Source organism: Amycolatopsis sp. NPDC049159, from assembly GCF_040648295.1.
GTDB lineage: Bacteria > Actinomycetota > Actinomycetes > Mycobacteriales > Pseudonocardiaceae > Amycolatopsis > Amycolatopsis pretoriensis_A.
Genome location: NZ_JBEZDL010000008.1, coordinates 208,988 through 227,561 on the forward strand (window position 1 = coordinate 208,988; position 18,574 = coordinate 227,561).

The window sequence follows — 18,574 nt, forward strand, 5'->3', positions numbered from 1 at the left end:
ATCCTGAACGCGGCGTTGGTCCGTTCGGCGCATTGACGCCCAGATCCGCTGATCCTTTACTCGGATGCGTCCGGACGCATACCTGCTGTTAGCGGGCCGGACACGTCTCCCCTCTTTCCCTTACCGGACCTCGATTCTGCCTTCGTGAAAGGTTGACCTCGATGACCCATCGTGGGTTCAGGACGGGCTTGGCGGCCGCCGCCGGGTTCGCCATGACGCTCGCGCTACCGGTGACCCCGGCGAGCGCGACTCCCCAAGCACAGCCCGCAGCTCCGGACGTGGCCGCGGCCCGAGCGGCCGACCAGGCCGCCGCGAACGGCCTCGACGCGCTGAAGCGCGGCCCGGCCGAAGCGTTCCAGCGCGTCGGCCTGACCGCCGGTGGCGGCGGCCTGTTCTACGGCGCCTACCAGCGGACCTACCAGGGCCTGCGGGTCGTGGGCGGGGACGCGGTCGTCGTCGCCGACGGGGCCGGGCGGGTGCGCGGCACCAGCGCCGCCGAGACCGCCCCGATCGCCGTCGGGACGCAGGCACTCGTCGACGCCGCGAAGGCCGCGGCCACCGCGCGCGCCCAACTGGCCACTGTGGACAGTGTGAGCACGCCGGAGAAGGTCGTGCTGGCCGGGACGAGCCCGAAGCTCGCCTACGAGGTCGTCGTCGCCGGGCGCACCGCCACCGCGCCGAGCAACCTGCACGTGTTCGTCGACGCGGCGAACGGCGCGGTGCTGGACAAGCGGGACGACGTCAAGACGTTCTCCCCGGGCGCCCGGACGCAGGCCCAGCCCGGCACGGTGAACGTCGCCGGCACCGGGAACAGCTACTACGTCGGCAACGTCGCCATCGACACGACGCAGTCCGGCAGCACCTACACGATGCGCGACCCGGGCCGCACCGGCATCAGCTGCGGCCGCGAGGGCGGTTCCGTCTACAGCGGCCCGGACAACAATTGGGGCAACGGCTCCGGCACGGACCTCGAGACCGGCTGCGTCGACGTGCTCTACAGCGTGCAGACCGAGTGGAAGATGCTCGCCGACTGGCTGGGCCGCAACGGCATCAACGGCAGCGGCACCGGCTACCCGGCTTCGGTGGGCCTGGCCGACGTCAACGCCTACTGGAACGGGTCGTCGACCCACTTCGGGCACTCGCAGGACAACCAGCGCCAGGCCACCTCGATGGACGTCGTCGGCCACGAGTTCGGCCACGGCATCTTCCAGTTCACCCCGGGCGGTGCCGGTTCCGGCAACGAGAACGGCGGCATGAACGAGTCGACCGGTGACATCTTCGGCGCGCTGACCGAGGCGTACGCGAACAACACCAAGGACACCCCGGACTACGAGGTCGGCGAAGGCGTCAACCTGGTCGGCCAGGGCCCGATCCGCTACATGTACCAGCCGTCCAAGGTCGGCGACCCGAACTGCTACTCGTCGTCGATCCCGAGCACCGAGGTGCACGCGGCCGCCGGCCCGCAGAACCACTGGTTCTACCTGCTGGCCGAGGGCTCGAACCCGGGTGGCGGCAAGCCGGCCAGCCCGACCTGCAACAACTCCAGCGTCACCGGCGTCGGCATCCAGAAGGCCGGCAAGATCTTCTACAACGGCCTGCTGAAGAAGACCTCGTCGTGGAACCACAAGGCCGCCCGCAAGGCGACCCTCGAAGCCGCGATCGCGCTCTTCCCCGGCAGCTGCACCGAGTACAACGCCACCAAGGCCGCGTGGGACGCCGTCTCCGTGACCACCGTCAGCGGTGAGCCGGCCTCGTGCAGCGGCGGCGGCGCCGACTACTCCGTCGCGCTGAACCCGGCTTCGGGTTCGGTGCAGCCGGGCGCCTCGGCGACCACCACGCTCAGCACCGCGATCACCTCCGGCGCGGCGCAGTCGATCACGCTGTCGGCGTCGGGTCTCCCGGCCGGCGCGACCGCGTCGTTCAGCCCGGCGACGATCTCCTCCGGCGGCAGCTCGACGCTGACCATCGCGACGACCGCGTCGACCCCGACCGGCAGCTACCCGATCACCGTCACCACCGACGGGGCGACCACCGACCACACGGCGCAGTACACGCTGACCGTCGGGACGACGTCCTCGTGCGCCCCGGTGACCAACTCGACGCGCCTCGACATCCCGGACTACCCGGCGAGCGCGGTCAACAGCTCCAGCACCGTCAGCGGCTGCGCCCGCAACGCGTCCAACGCCACCAAGGTCGAGGTGCACATCACCCACACCTACCGCGGTGACCTGGTCCTCGACCTGGTCGCGCCGGACGGCACCGCCTACCGGCTGAAGAACTCCAGCAGCGACGCCACCCCGAACATCGACACCACCTACACCGTCAACGCTTCTTCGGAAGCCGCGAACGGCGCGTGGCAGCTCCGCATCCGAGACGTCGGCCCCGCCGACACCGGTTACCTGTCCTCCTGGACGTTGACCGTGTAGCACGCCCCACCCCGTGAAGGCCGCACCAGCCCGGTGCGGCCTTCACGGCCGTTCTCCCCAACCCCCATCGAAGGAACTCACCGCCATGAAGTGGAAGAGCAAACTCGGCGCCGGGGTCACCGCCCTGGCCGCCGTGCTGGGTGTCGTGACGGCTCCGGCGGCCACCGCCGCACCGGTCACCGCGCTCGCCGCGCCGGACATCTCGCTGGCCAACATCAAGACCCACCTCAACCAGCTGCAGACCATCGCCAACAACAACGGCGGCACGCGCTCGCCGCGTGGCGCGGGCTACGCGGCGTCGGTGTCCTATGTGGAGAACCTGCTCAAGAACGCGGGTTTCACCACGACCCGGCAGACGTGCACCAGCTGCATCGGGCAGTCGCAGAACCTGATCGCCGAGTGGCCGCAGGGCGACGCGAGCCAGGTCATCATGCTCGGCGCGCACCTCGACTCCGTCAGCGCCGGCCCCGGCATCAACGACAACGGCTCCGGCAGCGCGTCGATCCTCGAAACCGCGCTGACGCTGGCCCGCACCAACCCGGCGATGGCCAAGCGCGTCCGCTTCGCCTGGTGGGCCGACGAAGAGTCCGGCCTGGTCGGCTCCAAGTACTACGTCAACAACCTGCCCAGCAGCGAGCGCACGAAGATCAAGACCTACCTCAACTTCGACATGATCGGCTCGAAGAACTGGGGCTACTTCGTCTACGACGACGTCGCTTCGGTCAAGGCGATCTTCGACGAGTACTTCTCCTCCATCGGCATCCAGACCGAGGGCGACAGCGAAGGCGACGGCCGCTCCGACCACGCGTCCTTCAAGAGCGCGGGCATCCCGGTCGGCGGCCTGGCCACCGGCGCCGGTGACATCAAGAGCTCGGCGCAGGCGCAGAAGTGGGGCGGCACCGCGGGTGCGGCGTTCGACAACTGCTACCACCGCGCCTGCGACACGACGTCGAACATCCCGGACGCCCCGCTGGAGAAGAACTCCGACGCGATCGGGTACGCGCTCTGGAAGCTGGCCGTGGCCACCACCCAGGGCAACGACTTCTCCGTCAGCCTGAACCCGACCGCCGGCACCGTCCAACCCGGACAGTCGCTGCAGGTCGCCGTGGGCACCGCGACGACGTCCGGCTCGGCCCAGTCGATCTCGCTGTCCGCCTCCGGCCTGCCCGCGGGCGCGACGGCGTCGTTCAGCCCGGCCACCATCTCCTCGGGCGGCTCGTCGACGCTGACCATCTCGACGTCCTCGACCACCCCCACCGGCACCTTCCCGGTCACGGTGACGGCCGACGGCGCGAACGCCGACCACACGGCGACGTTCTCGCTGGGCGTCGGGACGTCGTCGTGCGCGCCGGTGACCAACGGGTCGCAGCTGACCATCCCGGACTACCCGGGTGCCGCGGTGAGCAGCACGGCGAACGTCGGCGGCTGCACGCGCAACGCGTCCAACGCCACCAAGGTCGAGGTGCACATCACCCACACCTACCGCGGTGACCTGGTCATCGACCTCGTCGCCCCGGACGGCACGGCGTACCGGCTCAAGAACTCGAGCAGCGACTCGACGCCGAACCTCGACACCACCTACACCGTCAACGCTTCTTCGGAAGCCGCGAACGGCACGTGGAAGCTGCAGATCAAGGACGTCGGCCCGGCCGACACCGGTTACCTGTCCTCCTGGACGCTGACCGTCTGACCCACCCCGGGGGCGGCACTTTCACGTGAAAGTGCCGCCCCCAGGTCCGCACTTTCACGTGAAAGTGCGAGTTGTCTAGACCACCCGTTCGTAGGTAGTCACCGGTTCCCCGCGGCGCTTATCTTGATCGGACACGCCGCGTTCGCCCTCAACGACGATGGGAATCGGTATGTCCGGTCGCAGAACCCGCCTGTTCGGAACTCTTCTGGCAGCGGCGCTGGCCGTCCCGCTGCTCGTGTCGGCCCCCGCGCAGGGGGCGGTGCAGGCCGACACGTGCGCGGTGAAACCGCGGCCCGCGGGCAAGGTCCTCCAGGGCTACTGGGAGAACTGGGACGGCGCCGCGAACGGCGTCCACCCCGGCCTGGGCTGGGTCCCGATCACCGACGCCCGCATGGCCCAGCACGGCTACAACGTCATCAACGCCGCGTTCCCGGTGATCCGGTCCGACGGGACCGTGTTGTGGGAGAACGGGATGGACGCCGGCGTCAAGGTGTCGACGCCGGCCGAGATGTGCGCGGCCAAGGCCGCGGGCGCGACGCTCCTGATGTCGATCGGCGGCGCGGCCGCTGGTATAGACCTCTCGTCGTCGACGGTGGCCGACAAGTTCGTCGCCACGGTCGTGCCGATCCTGAAGCAGTACAACTTCGACGGGATCGACATCGACATCGAGACCGGGCTGACCGGCAGCGGGAACATCAAGACGCTGTCGGCGTCGCAGTCGAACCTGATCCGCATCATCGACGGCGTGCTCGCGCAGATGCCGGCGGGCTTCGGGCTGACGATGGCGCCGGAGACCGCGTACGTGACCGGCGGCAGCATCACCTACGGCTCGATCTGGGGCGCGTACCTGCCGATCATCAAGAAGTACGCGGACAACGGCCGGCTGTGGTGGCTGAACATGCAGTACTACAACGGATCCATGTACGGCTGCTCCGGGGATTCGTACCAGGCCGGGACCGTGCAGGGCTTCACCGTGCAGACGCAGTGCCTCGACAAGGGCCTCGTGGTGCAGGGCACGACGATCCGCGTGCCGAACGACAAGCAGGTGCCGGGGTTGCCGGCGCAGCCCGGCGCGGGTGGCGGGTACATGTCGCCGGGCCTGGTTTCCCAGGCGTGGCGGTCGGTTCCGGGCCTCAAGGGCCTGATGGACTGGTCGATCAACTGGGACGGCTCGAAGGGCTGGACCTTCGGCGACAACGTCAAGTCCCTGCAGGGCCGGTAAGACCTCGTGAGTGTTCAGGCGGGTTGGAACCCGCCTGAACACTCACGAGTCGCCGGCGGGAATGGGGTCGTCGTACTCGCCCGGCGGGCCGGCGTACTCGCGGGCGCCGTCCGGGAAGGGCCAGGGGTTCGGGACGCAGCCGTGCAGCCCGAGCGTCTGCTGCTCCATCACCGGCGCCGCCTTGCCGGGGCCGGGGCACAGCTCGTGGCCCTGCCCGAGCCGGTGCCCGGTCTCGTGCGTGACCATGTACTGGCGGTAGACGTCCAGCGGGGCCCCGTAGTTCGGCACGGCGTTGGCCCAGCGGGCGACGTTGAGCACGACGTTGCTGCCGTTGCGGCAGGACGTGTAGCTGTCCGCGGTCCCGCCGCACAGCCTGTCGCGGCTGGCGGGGGTGGCCAGGTAGATCGTGAAGTCGGCGCTGTCGGCCGGCCCGACCTGCTGCAGCCGCCACTGCCCGCCGGCGGTCCAGCCGCGCGGGTCGCCGAGGATGCCGCGGATCTTCTTCGCGAAGTCGGCGGGCCCGACGCCGTCGATGTCGGTTTCGAGCGCGATCCGGTACCGCATCAGCCGGCCCTGGGTGCCGGCGACCTCGTCGCTGCCGGGGGTGAACATCCACTGCCCGGACCCGGTCCGCGGGAAGGTGATGGCGACCTCGACGGGCGCGGCCTGCGTCACGGGCACCGCCGGCTCATCGGGCGGCGGCGGCAGCGCGGTGGCCTCCCCGATGGCCATGACCACGGGCCCGGCCGCGGGCGCGGCCACGGGCTGCTGCTCACAGGCGGTGAGCACCCCGGCCACCGCCACAGCGAGCACGGCAGCAACCGCGCCCCGTCCGGCGGTTTTGGGCATGGGTCCTCCCCAGGTGCGGCTTTCACCGGGGAGTACGGCCGGGAAGCCGGAAAAGTTGCGGTGACCTGTGGCGACGGAGCGTCACCGCAGCTCAGAACCCATGAGTGTGACGACGGCCACAGATTCCACGGGAACACGAAAAGCGACAGTTGATCACTTTGAGTAACGCTCACTCGGCCCCCCACGACTACCCCGTAGTCAAACCGCCCGAGTGAGAAGAGCTTCGACGTGTCGAGTCCGGACTGGTGGGTCACGATCGTGGCCGCGGGCGTGCCCGCGGTGGCGGCCGTCAACGCTGCGATCATCGCGAGCAGAGCTTCGAAAGCCGTTCGCCGCACCGAGATCAAGGCGCAGCAGGTACGCGACCTCGAGGAGCGCGTCCACAGCAAGAAGCACGAAATCTACGAGCCCATGCTGACGACGTTCCAAAAGCTCCTGACGGAGCCGCCGCCGGTGGGCGCCGAGGCGGAAGAAGCACTCAAGCGCATCCGCGACTTCTCGACCTGGGTGCTCATCTACGGTTCCGACGAAGCGATCGCCGCTTTCCGCAGGTTCAAGCAAGGTCCCGGCAACCCCGGGAGCGACATGTGGCAGCTGTACGCGGACTTCATCCTCGCCGCCCGCAGGGACCTGGGGTACCCGGAAACCGGCGTAAGTCACGAACACGTCGTCGGCCTGTACGAAGCCGACGCCTGAAGCTCAGCCCAGGAACTTGCGGAGCACTTCCGTCACCTGGCGGATCTCCGCCGTCCGGACGTTCTCCTGCTTCGTGTGCGCCAGGGTCGGGTTGCCCGGGCCGAAGTTCACCGCCGGCATGCCCAGCGCCGCGAACCGCGCCACGTCCGTCCAGCCCAGCTTCGCCGCCGCGCGGCCGCCCGCTGCCTTCACCAGTTCCGCGGCCGCCGGGGCGGACAGGCCCGGGAGGGCGCCCGGGGAAAGGTCCACAACGGACAGTTCGTAGCCGTCGAAGACCTCGCGCAGGTGGCGCTCGGCCGCGGCCGGGTCGCGGTCCGGGGCGAAGCGGTGGTTCACCGTCAGGACCGCCGAATCCGGGACCACGTTGCCCGCCACGCCGCCGGTGATCGCCGTCGCCTGGAGGCCCTCGCGATACGTCAAGCCGTCGATGTCGACGATCCGCGGCTCGTACTCCGCCAGCCGGCGCAGGGGGCCGGCCAGCGCGTGGATCGCGTTCTCCCCCATCCACGCCCGCGCCGTGTGCGCGCGCTTGCCGGAAAACCGCAGTTCGACGCGCATCGTGCCCTGGCAGCCGGCCTCGATGACGCCGTTCGACGGCTCGCCGACGATCGCCAGGTCGCCCGCCAGCCACTCCGGCAGCTCGCGCTCGATCCGGCCCAGGCCGTTCTTGGCCGCCTCGACCTCTTCGTTGTCGTAGAACACGAAGGTGACGTCGTGCCGAGGCGACGGCAGCGTCGCGGCCAGGTGCAGGAAGACGGCGTCGCCGCCCTTCATGTCGACCGTGCCGAGGCCGTGCAGCACCTCGTCGTCGCCGGTGCCTTCGCGCCGCGACGGGAAGTTGCCGTTCTCCGGCACCGTGTCCAGGTGCCCGGCGAGCACGACCCGCGAACCGCGGCCGAGGTTGGTGCGGGCGAGGACGGCGTCGCCGTTGCGGACGACCTCCAGGTGCGGTGCCTGCTCCCGCAGCGCTTCCTGCACCAGCGTCGCGAGTTCGGCCTCGGACCCGGACACGCTGAAGACGTCCGCGAGGGCCGCGGTCAGGTCGACGGGGTCGGCGTGCAGGTCGAGGCTCATGGCCAGCACGCTACCGTGGGGGTGTGCGTAGGTTCGCGGTCGCGGTCGGCGGCTCTCTGCTGGTCCTCGTCCTGTCCGGCTGCGGCAGCGAAGCCGGCCCGACCCCCAAGCAGGGCGGCGAGCCGGGCCCGGACGCGCTCCCGACGAAGCTGACCGCGCTGACCGCCGACCAGTGCTACGCCAGCCCGCGCACCCAGCTGCCCAAGGGCTGTGAGAAGTACGTCACGGAGGTCGCGAACGTCCCCGGTTCGGCCCGCAAGCGCGCCGACGACCGCGACCCGCAGCTGGTCGCCGAGGCGGACAAGCTCCAGCAGGCGGTCGGCGAGTTCCGCGGTGCCGGCTGCACCACCGTCGCCGACCCGGGCGGCGCCTGCACGCAGGCGCTGGTCGACGTCGCCGCCGCGCTTTCGGGCCTGAAGAAGCAGGTAGACGCCCGGCCCACGAGTGGTTGATCCGCGTCACTCCACTACGGTGGTGGCCGTGAGCGAGCAGAGCCCGAACCCCGAAACGACCGGCGCCAGCGGCGTCGGGCTGGCCACCGTCGCGACCGACGGGACGGTCCTCGACACCTGGTACCCGCAGCCCAAGCTCGTCGAAGCCGGCACCGCCGGCACCGAGCGCCTGAGCGCGGAGAAGACCGCCGAACTGCTCGGCGAGGCCGCCGCGGCGCTGCTCGGCCCGGACACCGACCGCGGGGTCGAGGTCGTCGCCGTCCGGACCACGATCGGCAAGCTCGCCGACACCCCGGCCGACACGCACGACCTGTACCTGCGGCTGCACCTGCTCTCGCACCGCCTGGTCCGCCCGCACGGCCAGAACCTCGACGGCATGTTCGGCCTGCTGGCCAACGTCGTGTGGACCAACCACGGCCCGTGCCCGGTCGAAGGCTTCGAGTCGACGCGGTTGCGGCTGCGGGCGCGCGGCCCGGTGACCGTCTACAGCGTGGACAAGTTCCCGCGGATGGTCGACTACGTCCTGCCCTCCGGCGTCCGGATCGGCGACGCGGACCGCGTCCGGCTCGGCGCGCACCTGGCCGCCGGCACCACGGTCATGCACGAGGGCTTCGTCAACTTCAACGCCGGCACGCTCGGCGCGTCCATGGTCGAAGGCCGGATCTCGGCCGGCGTGGTCGTCGGCGACGGCTCGGACGTCGGCGGCGGCGCGTCGATCATGGGCACGCTCTCCGGCGGCGGCAAGGAGACGATCTCGCTGGGCGAGCGCTGCCTGATCGGCGCCAACGGCGGCATCGGCATCTCCCTCGGCGACGACTCGGTCGTCGAGGCCGGCCTGTACGTGACCGCGGGGACGAAGGTCGTCGTCGACGGCAAGGTCGTGAAGGCCCTCGAGCTCAACGGCATTTCCGGCGCGGTGTTCCGCCGCAACTCGGGCACCGGCGCGGTCGAGGTCGTGCCGCGCGCCGGCACCGGCGTCGAGCTGAACGCGATGCTGCACGCCAACGACTGACGCTGCGAATTCACCTACCATTCATGGGGTGACCACCGAATCGTTGCCTCGCACCCCGGCCGAGCTGGGCCTGCCGGACGCACCGGTGGAAGCCGGGCCCGCCGATCCGGCCGCGCACCACGTGCGGGCCAAGCTCGACCGGGAGATCCGCGCCCTGCTCGCGTACGAGGCCGGGACGCGCTCCGGTGCCGATCCCGAGGACCTGCACCAGATGCGCGTCGCGCTGCGGCGGATGCGCAGTGTGCTCAAGCTGTCCGGCGGGCTGGTCGGCGACGGCGCCGAGCCGGTGCGCGCGGAGCTGGGCTGGCTCGGGCAGTCGCTCGGCGAGGTGCGTGACTTCGACGTCCTGATCGGGCACCTGCGCGAGGTCATCGCCGACTTCGAGGTCCGCGACCAGGCCGCCGGGCACCGCCTGGTCGCCCGGTTCGTCACCGAGCGCGCGACCGCGAAGCGGCGGCTGACCAAGGCGCTGACCAGCGCCCGCTACTCGACGCTGCTGCGTGAGGTCAGCCTGCTGACCCGCGACGGCGAAGCACCGGCCGCGGCGGCGGCCGAGACGCACGACCTGGTCGCGGGGCTGGCGAAGCCGCACCGCAAGCTCGCCAAGGCCGTCCGCGCGCTGCCCGCCGACCCGCCGGACGACGACCTGCACGCGTTGCGCATCCACGGCAAGAAGCTGCGCTACGCGGCCGAGCTGGCCCAGACGTCGGCGAAGAAGAAGCGGGCGAAGCGGATCAAGGCCCTGATCAAGGCGACGCGCGACTTCCAGACCGTGCTCGGCGACCACCAGGACGCGGTGATCGCGGCCGAGCGGATGCGCTCGGTGCTGGCGTCGGCCGACGGCGAGGTCGGCTTCGTCGCCGGCCGGATCGCCGAGCGCGAGCTGGCCCGCCGCGCCGAGGCCCGCGCGGCCTGGCAGGCCTCCTGGACCGCGGTCGACACCGCCGCCCGCGCCCTGCACGCCTGACCGGACGTCATGAACGACTCTTTCACGACGTCCGGCGCGGTGAACGACTCGTTCATGACGTTCCGCCAGGCCGGACCGGCTGAACGGCTTGCGGGACGCCGCCGGGCCGGCGAGTCCGCATTCGAGTAAGCGCGAATCCCCAGCTGCGCGCGACTACCGAGACGTCATGAACGACCCGTTCATGACATCCGGCGCGGTGAACGACCCGTTCATGACATCCGGCGCGGTGAACGACCCGTTCATGACGTTCCACCGGGCCGGCCCGACGAGTGAGCAGCGCCGCCAGGCCTCCCGAACGGCCTGCCGGACGCCACCGGACCGACAAGTCCGCATTTGAGTGAACGCGAGTCCCCAGCCGCGCACGGCTACCGAGACGTCATGAACGACCCGTTCACGACATCCGACGCGGTGAACGACCCGTTCATGGCATTTCGACCGCCCCCGGGACCGGCGCCGCAGCCCTAGGCTAGAGCGATGGAGACCGCGCTGACCCTGGCCATCGGCGGCGTCGTCCTGCTCGTCCTGAGCATCCTCACGGCCGGCGTCCTGGCCGGGCGCCGGGTGCGGCGCGGGCGGAAGCGCGGCCGCTACCCCTACCGCGCGAAGCCGAACGGCACCTACGACAACTCCACGCACACCGGGATGTCGTGATCAGGCGATCGACCAGACGTACCCGTCCGGCCGGATGAGCACCCGCCGCCCGGCTGAAGCCTCGTAAGCCGCGTACGCGTGGCCGCCCTCGTCGATCAGCGCGTCCGGGGTCGGGGCGCTGCCCGCCGGCAGGATCCGGTACGCCGGTTCGGCCGACGCCGGCCCGTCCCCGAACACCAGCTCCGTCGCGTGCGGGCCGCGGAACAGCTCGAACAGCCGCACGCGCTTGCCGTTCGCGTCGGCCAGCGGTGCGTCCGGGGCGCGGTCGCCCGGGCGCAGTGTGCCGGTCCCCGCCGGGGACAGCGGGCCGCCGCGGTAGTTGACGTCCAGCTGCTGCGTCTCCTCGCCGCGCCGGTGGGCGTCCTCGTCGCCGTCGACGTACTTCCGCATCAGCTCCGACGAGATGCCCAGCACGCGGGCCGCGTTCGCGCGCCGCTCGGGCTCGTAGCTGTCGAGCAGCTCCGGTGATCCGTCGGCGAGCTTCCAGCCCAGGTTGTAGCCGTCCTGGATGCCGGTGTTGAGGCCCTGGCCGCCGGTCGGCGGGTGGACGTGCGCCGCGTCGCCGGCCAGGAACACGCGGCCGTCGCGGAACCGCGCGGCCAGCCGGACGTTCGGCCGCCACACCGTGGACCAGGCCAGGTCGGACAGCCGGACCGTGCCGCCGCTCAGCGCGTCGAGCCGCGCCTGGACCGCGGGCAGCGCCGTCTCGACGTCGGTCTCGCCGTCGCCGAGCGGGGCGCCGAACTGGAAGTGCGGCGTCCCCGGCAGCGGGCTGAACATCATGCCGCTCATCGGGTCTTCCGGCGTCGCGAACCAGTGGCCGTAGGCCCGGTCGAGGCCCTCGGCACGGACGTCGCCGAGCAGCATCCGGATCGACTCGTCCGTGCTGCCCTCGAACGCGATCCCCAGTGCCTTGCGCACGAAGCTCTTGCCGCCGTCCGCGCCGACCAGGTAAGCCGCGCGCACTGTCTCGCCCGTGCTCAGCGTGGCCGTGACGCCGTCGGCGTCCTGCTCGAACCCGGTCAGCCCGGTGTTCAGCTCGACGCGCACGCCGAACTCGGCCAGCCGGTCGCGCAGGATCCCCTCGGTCTGCGACTGGCCGAGGAACCAGCCGGTCGGGTACGGCTTCGACGGCGTCGGCTCGACCGGGTCGAACATCATCCGCTCGCCGACCACCTCGCCGCCGAGGTGGATCTTCATCGGCACCGGCGCCGCGCCCGCGGCCAGCACCGCGTCGAGCACGCCGAGGTCTTCGAAGACCTCCAGCGTGCGCGGCTGCATGCCGTCGCCGCGCGAGCCGACGAAGTACGTCTCGGCCTTGTCGACGATCCGCACGGCGACGTCGCGCCGCGCCAGTTCGATGGCCAGGGTCAGCCCGGTCGGTCCGGCTCCCGCGATCAGCACCCGTGTGTCCATGTCGTCCTCCCAGTGAATTGAGATTCAGTGAATCTAGATTCAGAATGGCGCTGCTAGCGTCCCGTGTCAAGGGAGGTGCCGATGACGGCGACGAGCCGCAAGGAGAAGGCCGCGGAGACGGAGGGCGCGCTCAAGGCCGCAGCCAAGCGCGTCTTCGCGCGCAAGGGCTACCTGAACACCAAGATCACCGACATCACCGCCGAGGCGGGCCGGTCCGCGGGGTCGTTCTACAACCACTTCGCGGGCAAGGAAGAGCTGCTCGAAGCGCTGATGGCCGACATCGCGGCGTCCGGGGACGAGAGCGCCGAGCGCGAAGACCACCTGACCGACTTCAGCGACCCCACGGCGGTGCGCTGGCACGTCAAGCAGTACTGGGAGTTCTACCGGGACAACGCCGCGACCATGCTGGCCCTGCGGCAGGCGGCGATGGTCAGCGAGACGTTCGCGAGCACGCTCGCGCGGTTCGGCGCTTCCCAGGCCGCCGACCTCGACGACCACCTCGCGCACATCACCCGCGCCGGGCTGAAGCTGCCCACGACGCCGGACCGCTGCGGGATGCTGATGTACAACCTCGTCGACGCCTTCGCGGCGACGTGGCTGCACGGCTCACCACCGGGCTGGACCCCGCCGTCCGACGAAGAAGCCGTCGAGCTGCTGACCCGGTTCGTCTACCGCGGCCTGACCGGCCGGGACTACTGAGCGAGCCGCTCCACGGCGGCGTCGACGCGCTCGTCGGTCGCGGTCAGCGCGACGCGGACGTGCTTGCCGCCCTTCGGGCCGTAGAACGTGCCGGGCGCGACCAGGATGCCGCGTTCGGCCAGCCAGGCCACCGTCGTGTCGGCGTCCTCGTCGCGGGTCGACCAGAGGTACAGGCCGGCCTCGGAGTGGTCGACGCGGAACCCGTTGTCCTCCAGCGCCTTCCGCAGGACGAGCCGGCGGCGCGCGTAGCGCCCGCGCTGGGCTTCGAGGGCCTCGTCGTCGGTCAGCGCGGCGACCATCGCCTCCTGGACCGGGCGCGGCACGATCATGCCCGCGTGCTTGCGGATGTCGAGCAGCTGCTTGACCAGGCGGGGGTCACCGGTCAGGAACCCGGCGCGGTAGCTGGCCAGGTTCGCCGACTTCGACAGCGAGTGCACCGCGAGCAGCCCGTCGGTCCGGCCGCCGGAGACGTCCGGGTGCAGGATCGACAGCGGCTCGGCTTCCCAGCCGAGGGCCAGGTAGCACTCGTCGGAGACCACGACGACGTCCCGCTCGCGCGCCCACTCGACGACCTTGCGCAGGTGCTCCACCGGGAGCACCCGGCCGGTCGGGTTGGACGGCGAGTTCAGCCAGATCATCGCCGGTTTCTGCGGGCCGAGCGCGACCGTGCTGTCGGCGCGCAGGATCGACGCGCCCGCCAGCAGCGCCCCGACCTCGTACGTCGGGTACGCCAGCTCCGGGATGACGACCAGGTCGCCCTCGCCGAAGCCGAGCAGGCGCGGCAGCCAGGCCACGGCCTCCTTGGACCCGATCGTCGGGAGCACGGCGTCCGGCTCGATGCCGGTGACCCCGTGGCGTCGCCCGAGCGCCGCGATGGCGGCCGCGCGCAACGCCGGGATGCCGTGCGTCGTCGGGTACCCGGGGATCTCCGAGACCGACGCCAGCGCGTCGCGGATGCCGGCCGGGACCGGGTCGACCGGGGTGCCGATGGAGAGGTCGACGACCCCGCCGGGATGCGCCTGCGCCGTGGCCTTGACCTCGGCGAGCGAATCCCAGGGGAAGTCGGGCAGCGCGACCGGGCTCATTCGCCCTGCGGGGGCAGCGCCTTGACGAACGACGGGTCGTTGGCCGTCTTGCCCACCTTGGAGGCACCGCCGGGCGAGCCCAGCTCGTCGAAGAAGTCGACGTTGGCCTTGGTGTAGTCCGACCAGTTGTCCGGGACGTCGTCCTCGTAGTAGATCGCCTCGACCGGGCAGACCGGCTCGCAGGCGCCGCAGTCGACGCACTCGTCGGGGTGGATGTACAGCATCCGCTCGCCCTCGTAGATGCAGTCCACGGGGCACTCGTCGATACACGCCTTGTCGAGCACGTCGACGCAGGGCTCGGCGATCACGTAGGTCACTGCGCACTCCTGCTTTTCTCTGCAAACAGCCAGACCGTGCCGACATTACGCGGCAGCGGCACCCGTTCGGTTGGTGAGGCAAGCCTTAGCCATACCCAGGGTATGGAGCTCACCGCTCGCGGCGGCGCGGGGGCGGGGTCGCCCGGGCGTCGCCGGTGATGACGAAGCGGGGCTTGGGGGCCTCTTCGTCGGCCTTCTTCTCCCCGACGGCCCGGTTGAACCCGTCGGAGATCTCGTCGACGAGCTTCTCGTTGTGCCGCTCGTCCTTGCGCTGGATGCCCACGGCCACCTCCTCAAGAAATCCGCTCCGCGACTTTCACCGCCTCGGTCCACAATCTAGCGGTGAACGCACCCGAGACGCTCGAAATCGCCTGCAGCAGAGCATGGCCGCCGGTGGTCGAGGAGTTCGCCGGCGAGTGGCGCCTGCGCTGGGCGGACGGCTTCACCGGGCGCGCCAACAGCGTCCTCGCCGTCGGCGAGCCCGATCGGCCGGTGCCGGAGGCGCTGCGGACGGCGTGTGACTTCGCCCACGATCGGGGGATCCCGCCGATGGTGCAGGTGATCCGCGACAGCCCGAACGAGCACGCGATCGCCGCGGCGGGCTGGGTCCCGGCCACCTCCCACGGCGCGGGCCACGAGGTCGTCGTCCTGACCGCCCCGCTCGCCCCGAGACGCAACTTTCCTAGGGAAAGTGCCGCCTCCGGCCCTCCGGACGCAACTTTCATAGGGAAAGTGCGGGATGAGCCGACGGCGGGCTGGTGGGAGCTGGCGCTGGGGTCGGACGCCGGCACCGCGGCCGCGCGCGCCGTCCTGACCAGTGGGAAGGTCGGCTACGGCGTCGCGACCGACGGCGAAGTCACGACGGCCGCGGTCCGGGGGGCGCTGGTGGACGGCTGGCTGCACGTCGGACGGCTCGCCGTGCGCCCGGAGCACCGGCGGCGAGGGCTGGCGTCGGCGCTGATGGCGGCACTGGGAACCTGGGGTGTGGAACAGGGAGCGGACCGCGCGGTGTTGCAGGTGGCGGAGGGGAACACGGGCGCGCTCGCGCTCTACGCGGGGCTCGGCTGCGCCCCGCACCACAGATACCGGTACTGGGTGCCCGCACCCGGCTCGTGCGAGGATTCGACGTCGTGAAGATCGTGGTAGTGGTCGGCGGAGTGGGCGGGGCCCGTTTCCTGCTGGGTGTCAAGGCGGCGCTGGGTATGCCGGCGGAAGGTTCCGGGGACTCGGAGCACGAGGTGACGGCGCTGGTCAACACCGGCGACGACGTCTGGATGCACGGGCTGCGGATCTGTCCCGACCTGGACACCTGCATGTACACCCTGGGCGGCGGGATCGACAAGGAACGCGGCTGGGGGCACTCGGGCGAGACCTGGGTGGTCAAGGAGGAGCTGGCGGCCTACGGCGCCGACCCGGACTGGTTCGGGCTCGGCGACAAGGACATCGCCACCCACCTCATCCGGTCGCGGATGCTGCGGGCGGGCTACCCGCTCTCGGCGGTGACCGAGGCGCTGTGCGACCGCTGGCAGCCCGGCGTCCGGCTGCTGCCGATGTCGGACGACCGCGTCGAGACGCACGTCGTGATCGACGACCCGGAGCAGGACGGCCAGCAGAAGGCCGTCCACTTCCAGGAGTGGTGGGTCCGGTACCGCGCCGAGCCGAAGGCGCACTCGATCGTCGCGGTCGGCGCCGACGAGGCCAAGCCCGCGCCCGGCGTGCTGGAAGCCCTCGAGGACGCGGACGCGGTGCTGTTCGCGCCGTCGAACCCGGTCGTGTCGGTGGGCACCGTGCTGGGCGTGCCGGGGGTCCGGGACGCGCTGCGCGGCGGCAAGTCCCAGGTCGTCGGGGTGTCGCCGATCATCGGCGGCAAGGCGCTGCGCGGGATGGCCGACGCGTGCCTGACCGCGATCGGCGTCGAGACCTCCGCCGAAGCGGTGGGCCGGCACTACGGCTCGCGCAAGGACGGCGGCGTGCTCGACGGCTGGCTGATCGCCGAGGGCGAGACCGCCGACGTGCCGGGCGTGACCGTCCGCGACGTCCCGCTGCTGATGTCCGATGTGGACGCGACCGCGGCGATGGCCCGCGCGGCGCTCGAACTCGCCGGAGCCCCTGTTGAGTGACCACGCTTCCGCCAAGCTGGAGATCCTGCCCGTTCCCGGCCTCCCGGAGTTCCGGCCCGGCGACGACCTGACCGGCGCGATCGTGGCGGCGGCACCCTGGCTGCGCTCCGGCGACGTCCTGGTCGTGACCAGCAAGATCGTCTCCAAGGTCGAGGGCAGGCTCGTCCGCGTGCCGACCGACCCCGAAGCCCGTGACACCGAGCGCCGGAAGCTCGTCGAGCAGGAAGCCGTCCGGGTGGTCGCGCGGATCGCGCGCACGGTGATCACCGAGAACCCGCTGGGCATCGTGCAGGCCGCGTCCGGGATCGACGCGTCCAACGTCGCCGGCGACGAGGTCGCGCTGCTGCCCGCCGACCCGGACGCCTCCGCGCTGGCCCTGCGCAACGGGCTGCGCGAGCGGCTCGGCGTCGAGGTCGCCGTGGTCGTCACCGACACGATGGGCCGCGCCTGGCGCGTCGGGCAGACCGACAACGCGATCGGCGCGTCCGGCCTGCGCGTGCTGCACGCCTACCGCGGGCAGATCGACGGGCAGGGCAACGAGCTGGCCGTCACCGAGGTCGCCGTCGCCGACGAGCTCGCCGCGGCCGCCGACCTGGTCAAGGGCAAGCTCGGCGGGACGCCGGTCGCGGTCGTGCGCGGGCTCGCGATCGAGGACGACGGCTCGACCGCGCGGTCGCTCATCCGTCCCCTGGAAGAGGACCTCTTCCGGCTGGGCACCAACGAAGCCATCGCGCAGGGCCGCCGGGAAGCCGTGCCGGCCCGGCGGTCGGTGCGGCAGTTCGCCGACGAGCCGGTCGACCCCGACGCGCTGCGGCGGGCGGTGGGGTCCGCGCTGACCGCGCCCGCGCCGCACCACACGCACCCGGTGCGGTTCGTCTGGCTGCGCGACGGCGGAACCCGCGAGAAGCTGCTCGACGCGATGCGCGAATCGTGGCGGGCCGACCTCTCCGGCGACGAATTCACCGAGGAACAGATCGCGAAGCGGCTCAGCCGCGGCGACATCCTGTACCGGGCGCCGGAAGTCGTCATCCCGTTCCTCGTGCCGGACGGCGCGCACACCTACCGCGACGAACGCCGCAACGCGTGCGAGAAGACGATGTTCACGGTCGCGGGCGGCGCCGCGGTGCAGGGCCTGCTGGTCGCGCTGGCGGCCGAAGGGCTCGGCTCGTGCTGGATCGGGTCGACGATCTTCGCCGCCGACCTCGTCCGGGACGTCCTGGGCCTCGACGAACGCTGGCAGCCGCTCGGCTCGGTCGCGATCGGCGTCCCGCTGGATCCGCCGCCCCCGCGTGGCGAAGTTTCGCCGGGCGAAGGGTTGCTGGAGCTGTGACGTTGCACGCGGACGCCGTCACGACGCTGGATTCGTGGCGGCCGGCCGATCCTTCGCAGGAGTCGCTGCGGCAGGCGTTCCTCGGCTTCCTGGCCGCACGGGAGGACAGCTGCCAGCGCTCGTGCGCGGCCGGGCACCTCACGGCGTCGGCGGTGCTGCTGGACCACACCGGCACGAAGGTGCTGCTGACGCTGCACCCGCGCGTCGGCCGCTGGCTGCAGCTCGGCGGGCACTGCGAGCCGTCGGACACGTCGCTGGCCGGGGCCGCGCTGCGGGAGGCCACCGAGGAGTCCGGGATGGCGGGGCTGCGGATCTCCGCGGAGCCGGTGCACCTGGACGTCCACCCGATCACCTGCTCGCTCGGCGTCCCGACGCGCCACTTCGACGTCCGGTTCGCGGTGCACGCCCCGCCGGGCGCTTCGCCGGTGCGCAGCAGCGAGTCCGACGACCTGCGGTGGTGGCCCGCGGACGCGCTTCCCGAGGGGTCGGAAGATCTCGCCGATCTGGTGAAAGCGGCCGTTCCTGTCGGTGCCGGGCACTAGCCTGGATCGCGGACAGGGAGGGGACC

At 71.5% G+C, this 18,574-nt stretch carries 20 protein-coding genes; 14 read left to right on the top strand and 6 right to left on the bottom strand.

Translation table 11 applies throughout. From position 1 onward, the window contains the following. Positions 1–161: 161 nt before the first annotated feature. From AB0B33_RS17365 to AB0B33_RS17375, 3 genes are all read left to right on the top strand, one after another. Positions 162–2,426: a M4 family metallopeptidase gene (locus tag AB0B33_RS17365; RefSeq protein WP_360772428.1), complete on the top strand. Its 2,265-nt coding sequence runs from the start codon at positions 162–164 to the stop codon at positions 2,424–2,426. 85 nt (positions 2,427–2,511) lie between these two features. Further along, positions 2,512–4,116 (top strand): M28 family metallopeptidase, encoded by a 1,605-nt coding sequence (locus AB0B33_RS17370; RefSeq protein WP_360772431.1) that lies wholly within the window; start codon positions 2,512–2,514, stop codon positions 4,114–4,116. Positions 4,117–4,285: 169 nt separating this feature from the next. Then, on the top strand, positions 4,286–5,338 hold the full coding sequence (locus tag AB0B33_RS17375; protein ID WP_360772434.1) for a chitinase: 1,053 nt from the start codon (positions 4,286–4,288) through the stop codon (positions 5,336–5,338). A 42-nt stretch (positions 5,339–5,380) separates the two neighbouring features. Here AB0B33_RS17375 and AB0B33_RS17380 read toward each other — a convergent pair whose 3' ends face one another. Then, on the bottom strand, positions 5,381–6,187 hold the full coding sequence (locus AB0B33_RS17380) for a DUF3152 domain-containing protein (protein WP_360772437.1): 807 nt from the start codon (positions 6,185–6,187) through the stop codon (positions 5,381–5,383). Positions 6,188–6,445: 258 nt separating this feature from the next. On the opposite strand from AB0B33_RS17380, the gene AB0B33_RS17385 reads away from it, so the two are divergent. Next, positions 6,446–6,883: a hypothetical protein gene (locus AB0B33_RS17385; RefSeq protein ID WP_360772440.1), complete on the top strand. Its 438-nt coding sequence runs from the start codon at positions 6,446–6,448 to the stop codon at positions 6,881–6,883. A gap of 3 nt (positions 6,884–6,886) precedes the next feature. Here the strand turns inward: AB0B33_RS17385 and dapE are convergent, their stop codons facing one another. Further along, positions 6,887–7,957, bottom strand: coding sequence for a succinyl-diaminopimelate desuccinylase (gene dapE / locus AB0B33_RS17390; protein WP_360772443.1), 1,071 nt, complete (start codon positions 7,955–7,957; stop codon positions 6,887–6,889). Between the two features lie 23 nt (positions 7,958–7,980). On the opposite strand from dapE, the gene AB0B33_RS17395 reads away from it, so the two are divergent. The 5 genes from AB0B33_RS17395 to AB0B33_RS17415 all read left to right on the top strand — a co-directional run bounded on the left by AB0B33_RS17395 (position 7,981) and on the right by AB0B33_RS17415 (position 11,039). Continuing rightward, entirely contained in the window at positions 7,981–8,409 is a 429-nt protein-coding gene (locus AB0B33_RS17395) for a hypothetical protein (protein ID WP_360772446.1), read from the top strand. Positions 8,410–8,437: 28 nt separating this feature from the next. Further along, on the top strand, positions 8,438–9,421 hold the full coding sequence (gene dapD, locus AB0B33_RS17400; RefSeq protein WP_360772449.1) for a 2,3,4,5-tetrahydropyridine-2,6-dicarboxylate N-succinyltransferase: 984 nt from the start codon (positions 8,438–8,440) through the stop codon (positions 9,419–9,421). A gap of 28 nt (positions 9,422–9,449) precedes the next feature. Continuing rightward, positions 9,450–10,388: a CHAD domain-containing protein gene (locus AB0B33_RS17405; protein WP_360772452.1), complete on the top strand. Its 939-nt coding sequence runs from the start codon at positions 9,450–9,452 to the stop codon at positions 10,386–10,388. 166 nt (positions 10,389–10,554) lie between these two features. Next, positions 10,555–10,725 (top strand): hypothetical protein, encoded by a 171-nt coding sequence (locus AB0B33_RS17410; RefSeq protein WP_360772455.1) that lies wholly within the window; start codon positions 10,555–10,557, stop codon positions 10,723–10,725. Positions 10,726–10,862: 137 nt separating this feature from the next. Continuing rightward, on the top strand, positions 10,863–11,039 hold the full coding sequence (locus AB0B33_RS17415) for a hypothetical protein (RefSeq protein WP_247014564.1): 177 nt from the start codon (positions 10,863–10,865) through the stop codon (positions 11,037–11,039). Here AB0B33_RS17415 and AB0B33_RS17420 read toward each other — a convergent pair whose 3' ends face one another. Next, positions 11,040–12,455: an FAD-dependent monooxygenase gene (locus AB0B33_RS17420; protein WP_360772458.1), complete on the bottom strand. Its 1,416-nt coding sequence runs from the start codon at positions 12,453–12,455 to the stop codon at positions 11,040–11,042. Positions 12,456–12,536: 81 nt separating this feature from the next. Here AB0B33_RS17420 and AB0B33_RS17425 point away from each other — a divergent pair, with 81 nt between their 5' ends. Next, positions 12,537–13,154: a TetR/AcrR family transcriptional regulator gene (locus AB0B33_RS17425; RefSeq protein WP_360772461.1), complete on the top strand. Its 618-nt coding sequence runs from the start codon at positions 12,537–12,539 to the stop codon at positions 13,152–13,154. On the opposite strand, the gene dapC is transcribed toward AB0B33_RS17425, so the two are convergent. From dapC to AB0B33_RS17440, 3 genes are all read right to left on the bottom strand, one after another. Continuing rightward, complete coding sequence (gene dapC / locus AB0B33_RS17430; protein ID WP_360772464.1) at positions 13,148–14,239, bottom strand: succinyldiaminopimelate transaminase; 1,092 nt, start codon at positions 14,237–14,239, stop codon at positions 13,148–13,150. The genes AB0B33_RS17425 and dapC overlap by 7 nt on opposite strands. Next, positions 14,236–14,556: a ferredoxin gene (fdxA, locus tag AB0B33_RS17435; RefSeq protein WP_360772467.1), complete on the bottom strand. Its 321-nt coding sequence runs from the start codon at positions 14,554–14,556 to the stop codon at positions 14,236–14,238. Before fdxA ends, dapC begins: the two co-directional genes overlap by 4 nt. A 109-nt stretch (positions 14,557–14,665) precedes the next feature. Beyond that, a complete protein-coding gene (locus AB0B33_RS17440; protein ID WP_360772470.1) occupies positions 14,666–14,839 on the bottom strand; it encodes a hypothetical protein in 174 nt (57 codons plus the stop codon). Positions 14,840–14,898: 59 nt separating this feature from the next. Here AB0B33_RS17440 and AB0B33_RS17445 point away from each other — a divergent pair, with 59 nt between their 5' ends. Genes AB0B33_RS17445 through AB0B33_RS17460 form a run of 4 tightly spaced genes read left to right on the top strand, consistent with a single transcriptional unit; the run spans position 14,899 to position 18,548 of the window. After that, positions 14,899–15,690, top strand: coding sequence for a GNAT family N-acetyltransferase (locus tag AB0B33_RS17445; RefSeq protein ID WP_360772473.1), 792 nt, complete (start codon positions 14,899–14,901; stop codon positions 15,688–15,690). Further along, a complete protein-coding gene (gene cofD, locus AB0B33_RS17450; protein WP_360772476.1) occupies positions 15,687–16,676 on the top strand; it encodes a 2-phospho-L-lactate transferase in 990 nt (329 codons plus the stop codon). Before AB0B33_RS17445 ends, cofD begins: the two co-directional genes overlap by 4 nt. After that, positions 16,612–18,006, top strand: coding sequence for a coenzyme F420-0:L-glutamate ligase (locus tag AB0B33_RS17455; RefSeq protein WP_360772479.1), 1,395 nt, complete (start codon positions 16,612–16,614; stop codon positions 18,004–18,006). Before cofD ends, AB0B33_RS17455 begins: the two co-directional genes overlap by 65 nt. Beyond that, on the top strand, positions 18,003–18,548 hold the full coding sequence (locus AB0B33_RS17460) for an NUDIX hydrolase (RefSeq protein WP_360772482.1): 546 nt from the start codon (positions 18,003–18,005) through the stop codon (positions 18,546–18,548). The genes AB0B33_RS17455 and AB0B33_RS17460 overlap by 4 nt, the downstream gene beginning before the upstream one ends. Positions 18,549–18,574 lie beyond the last annotated feature (26 nt).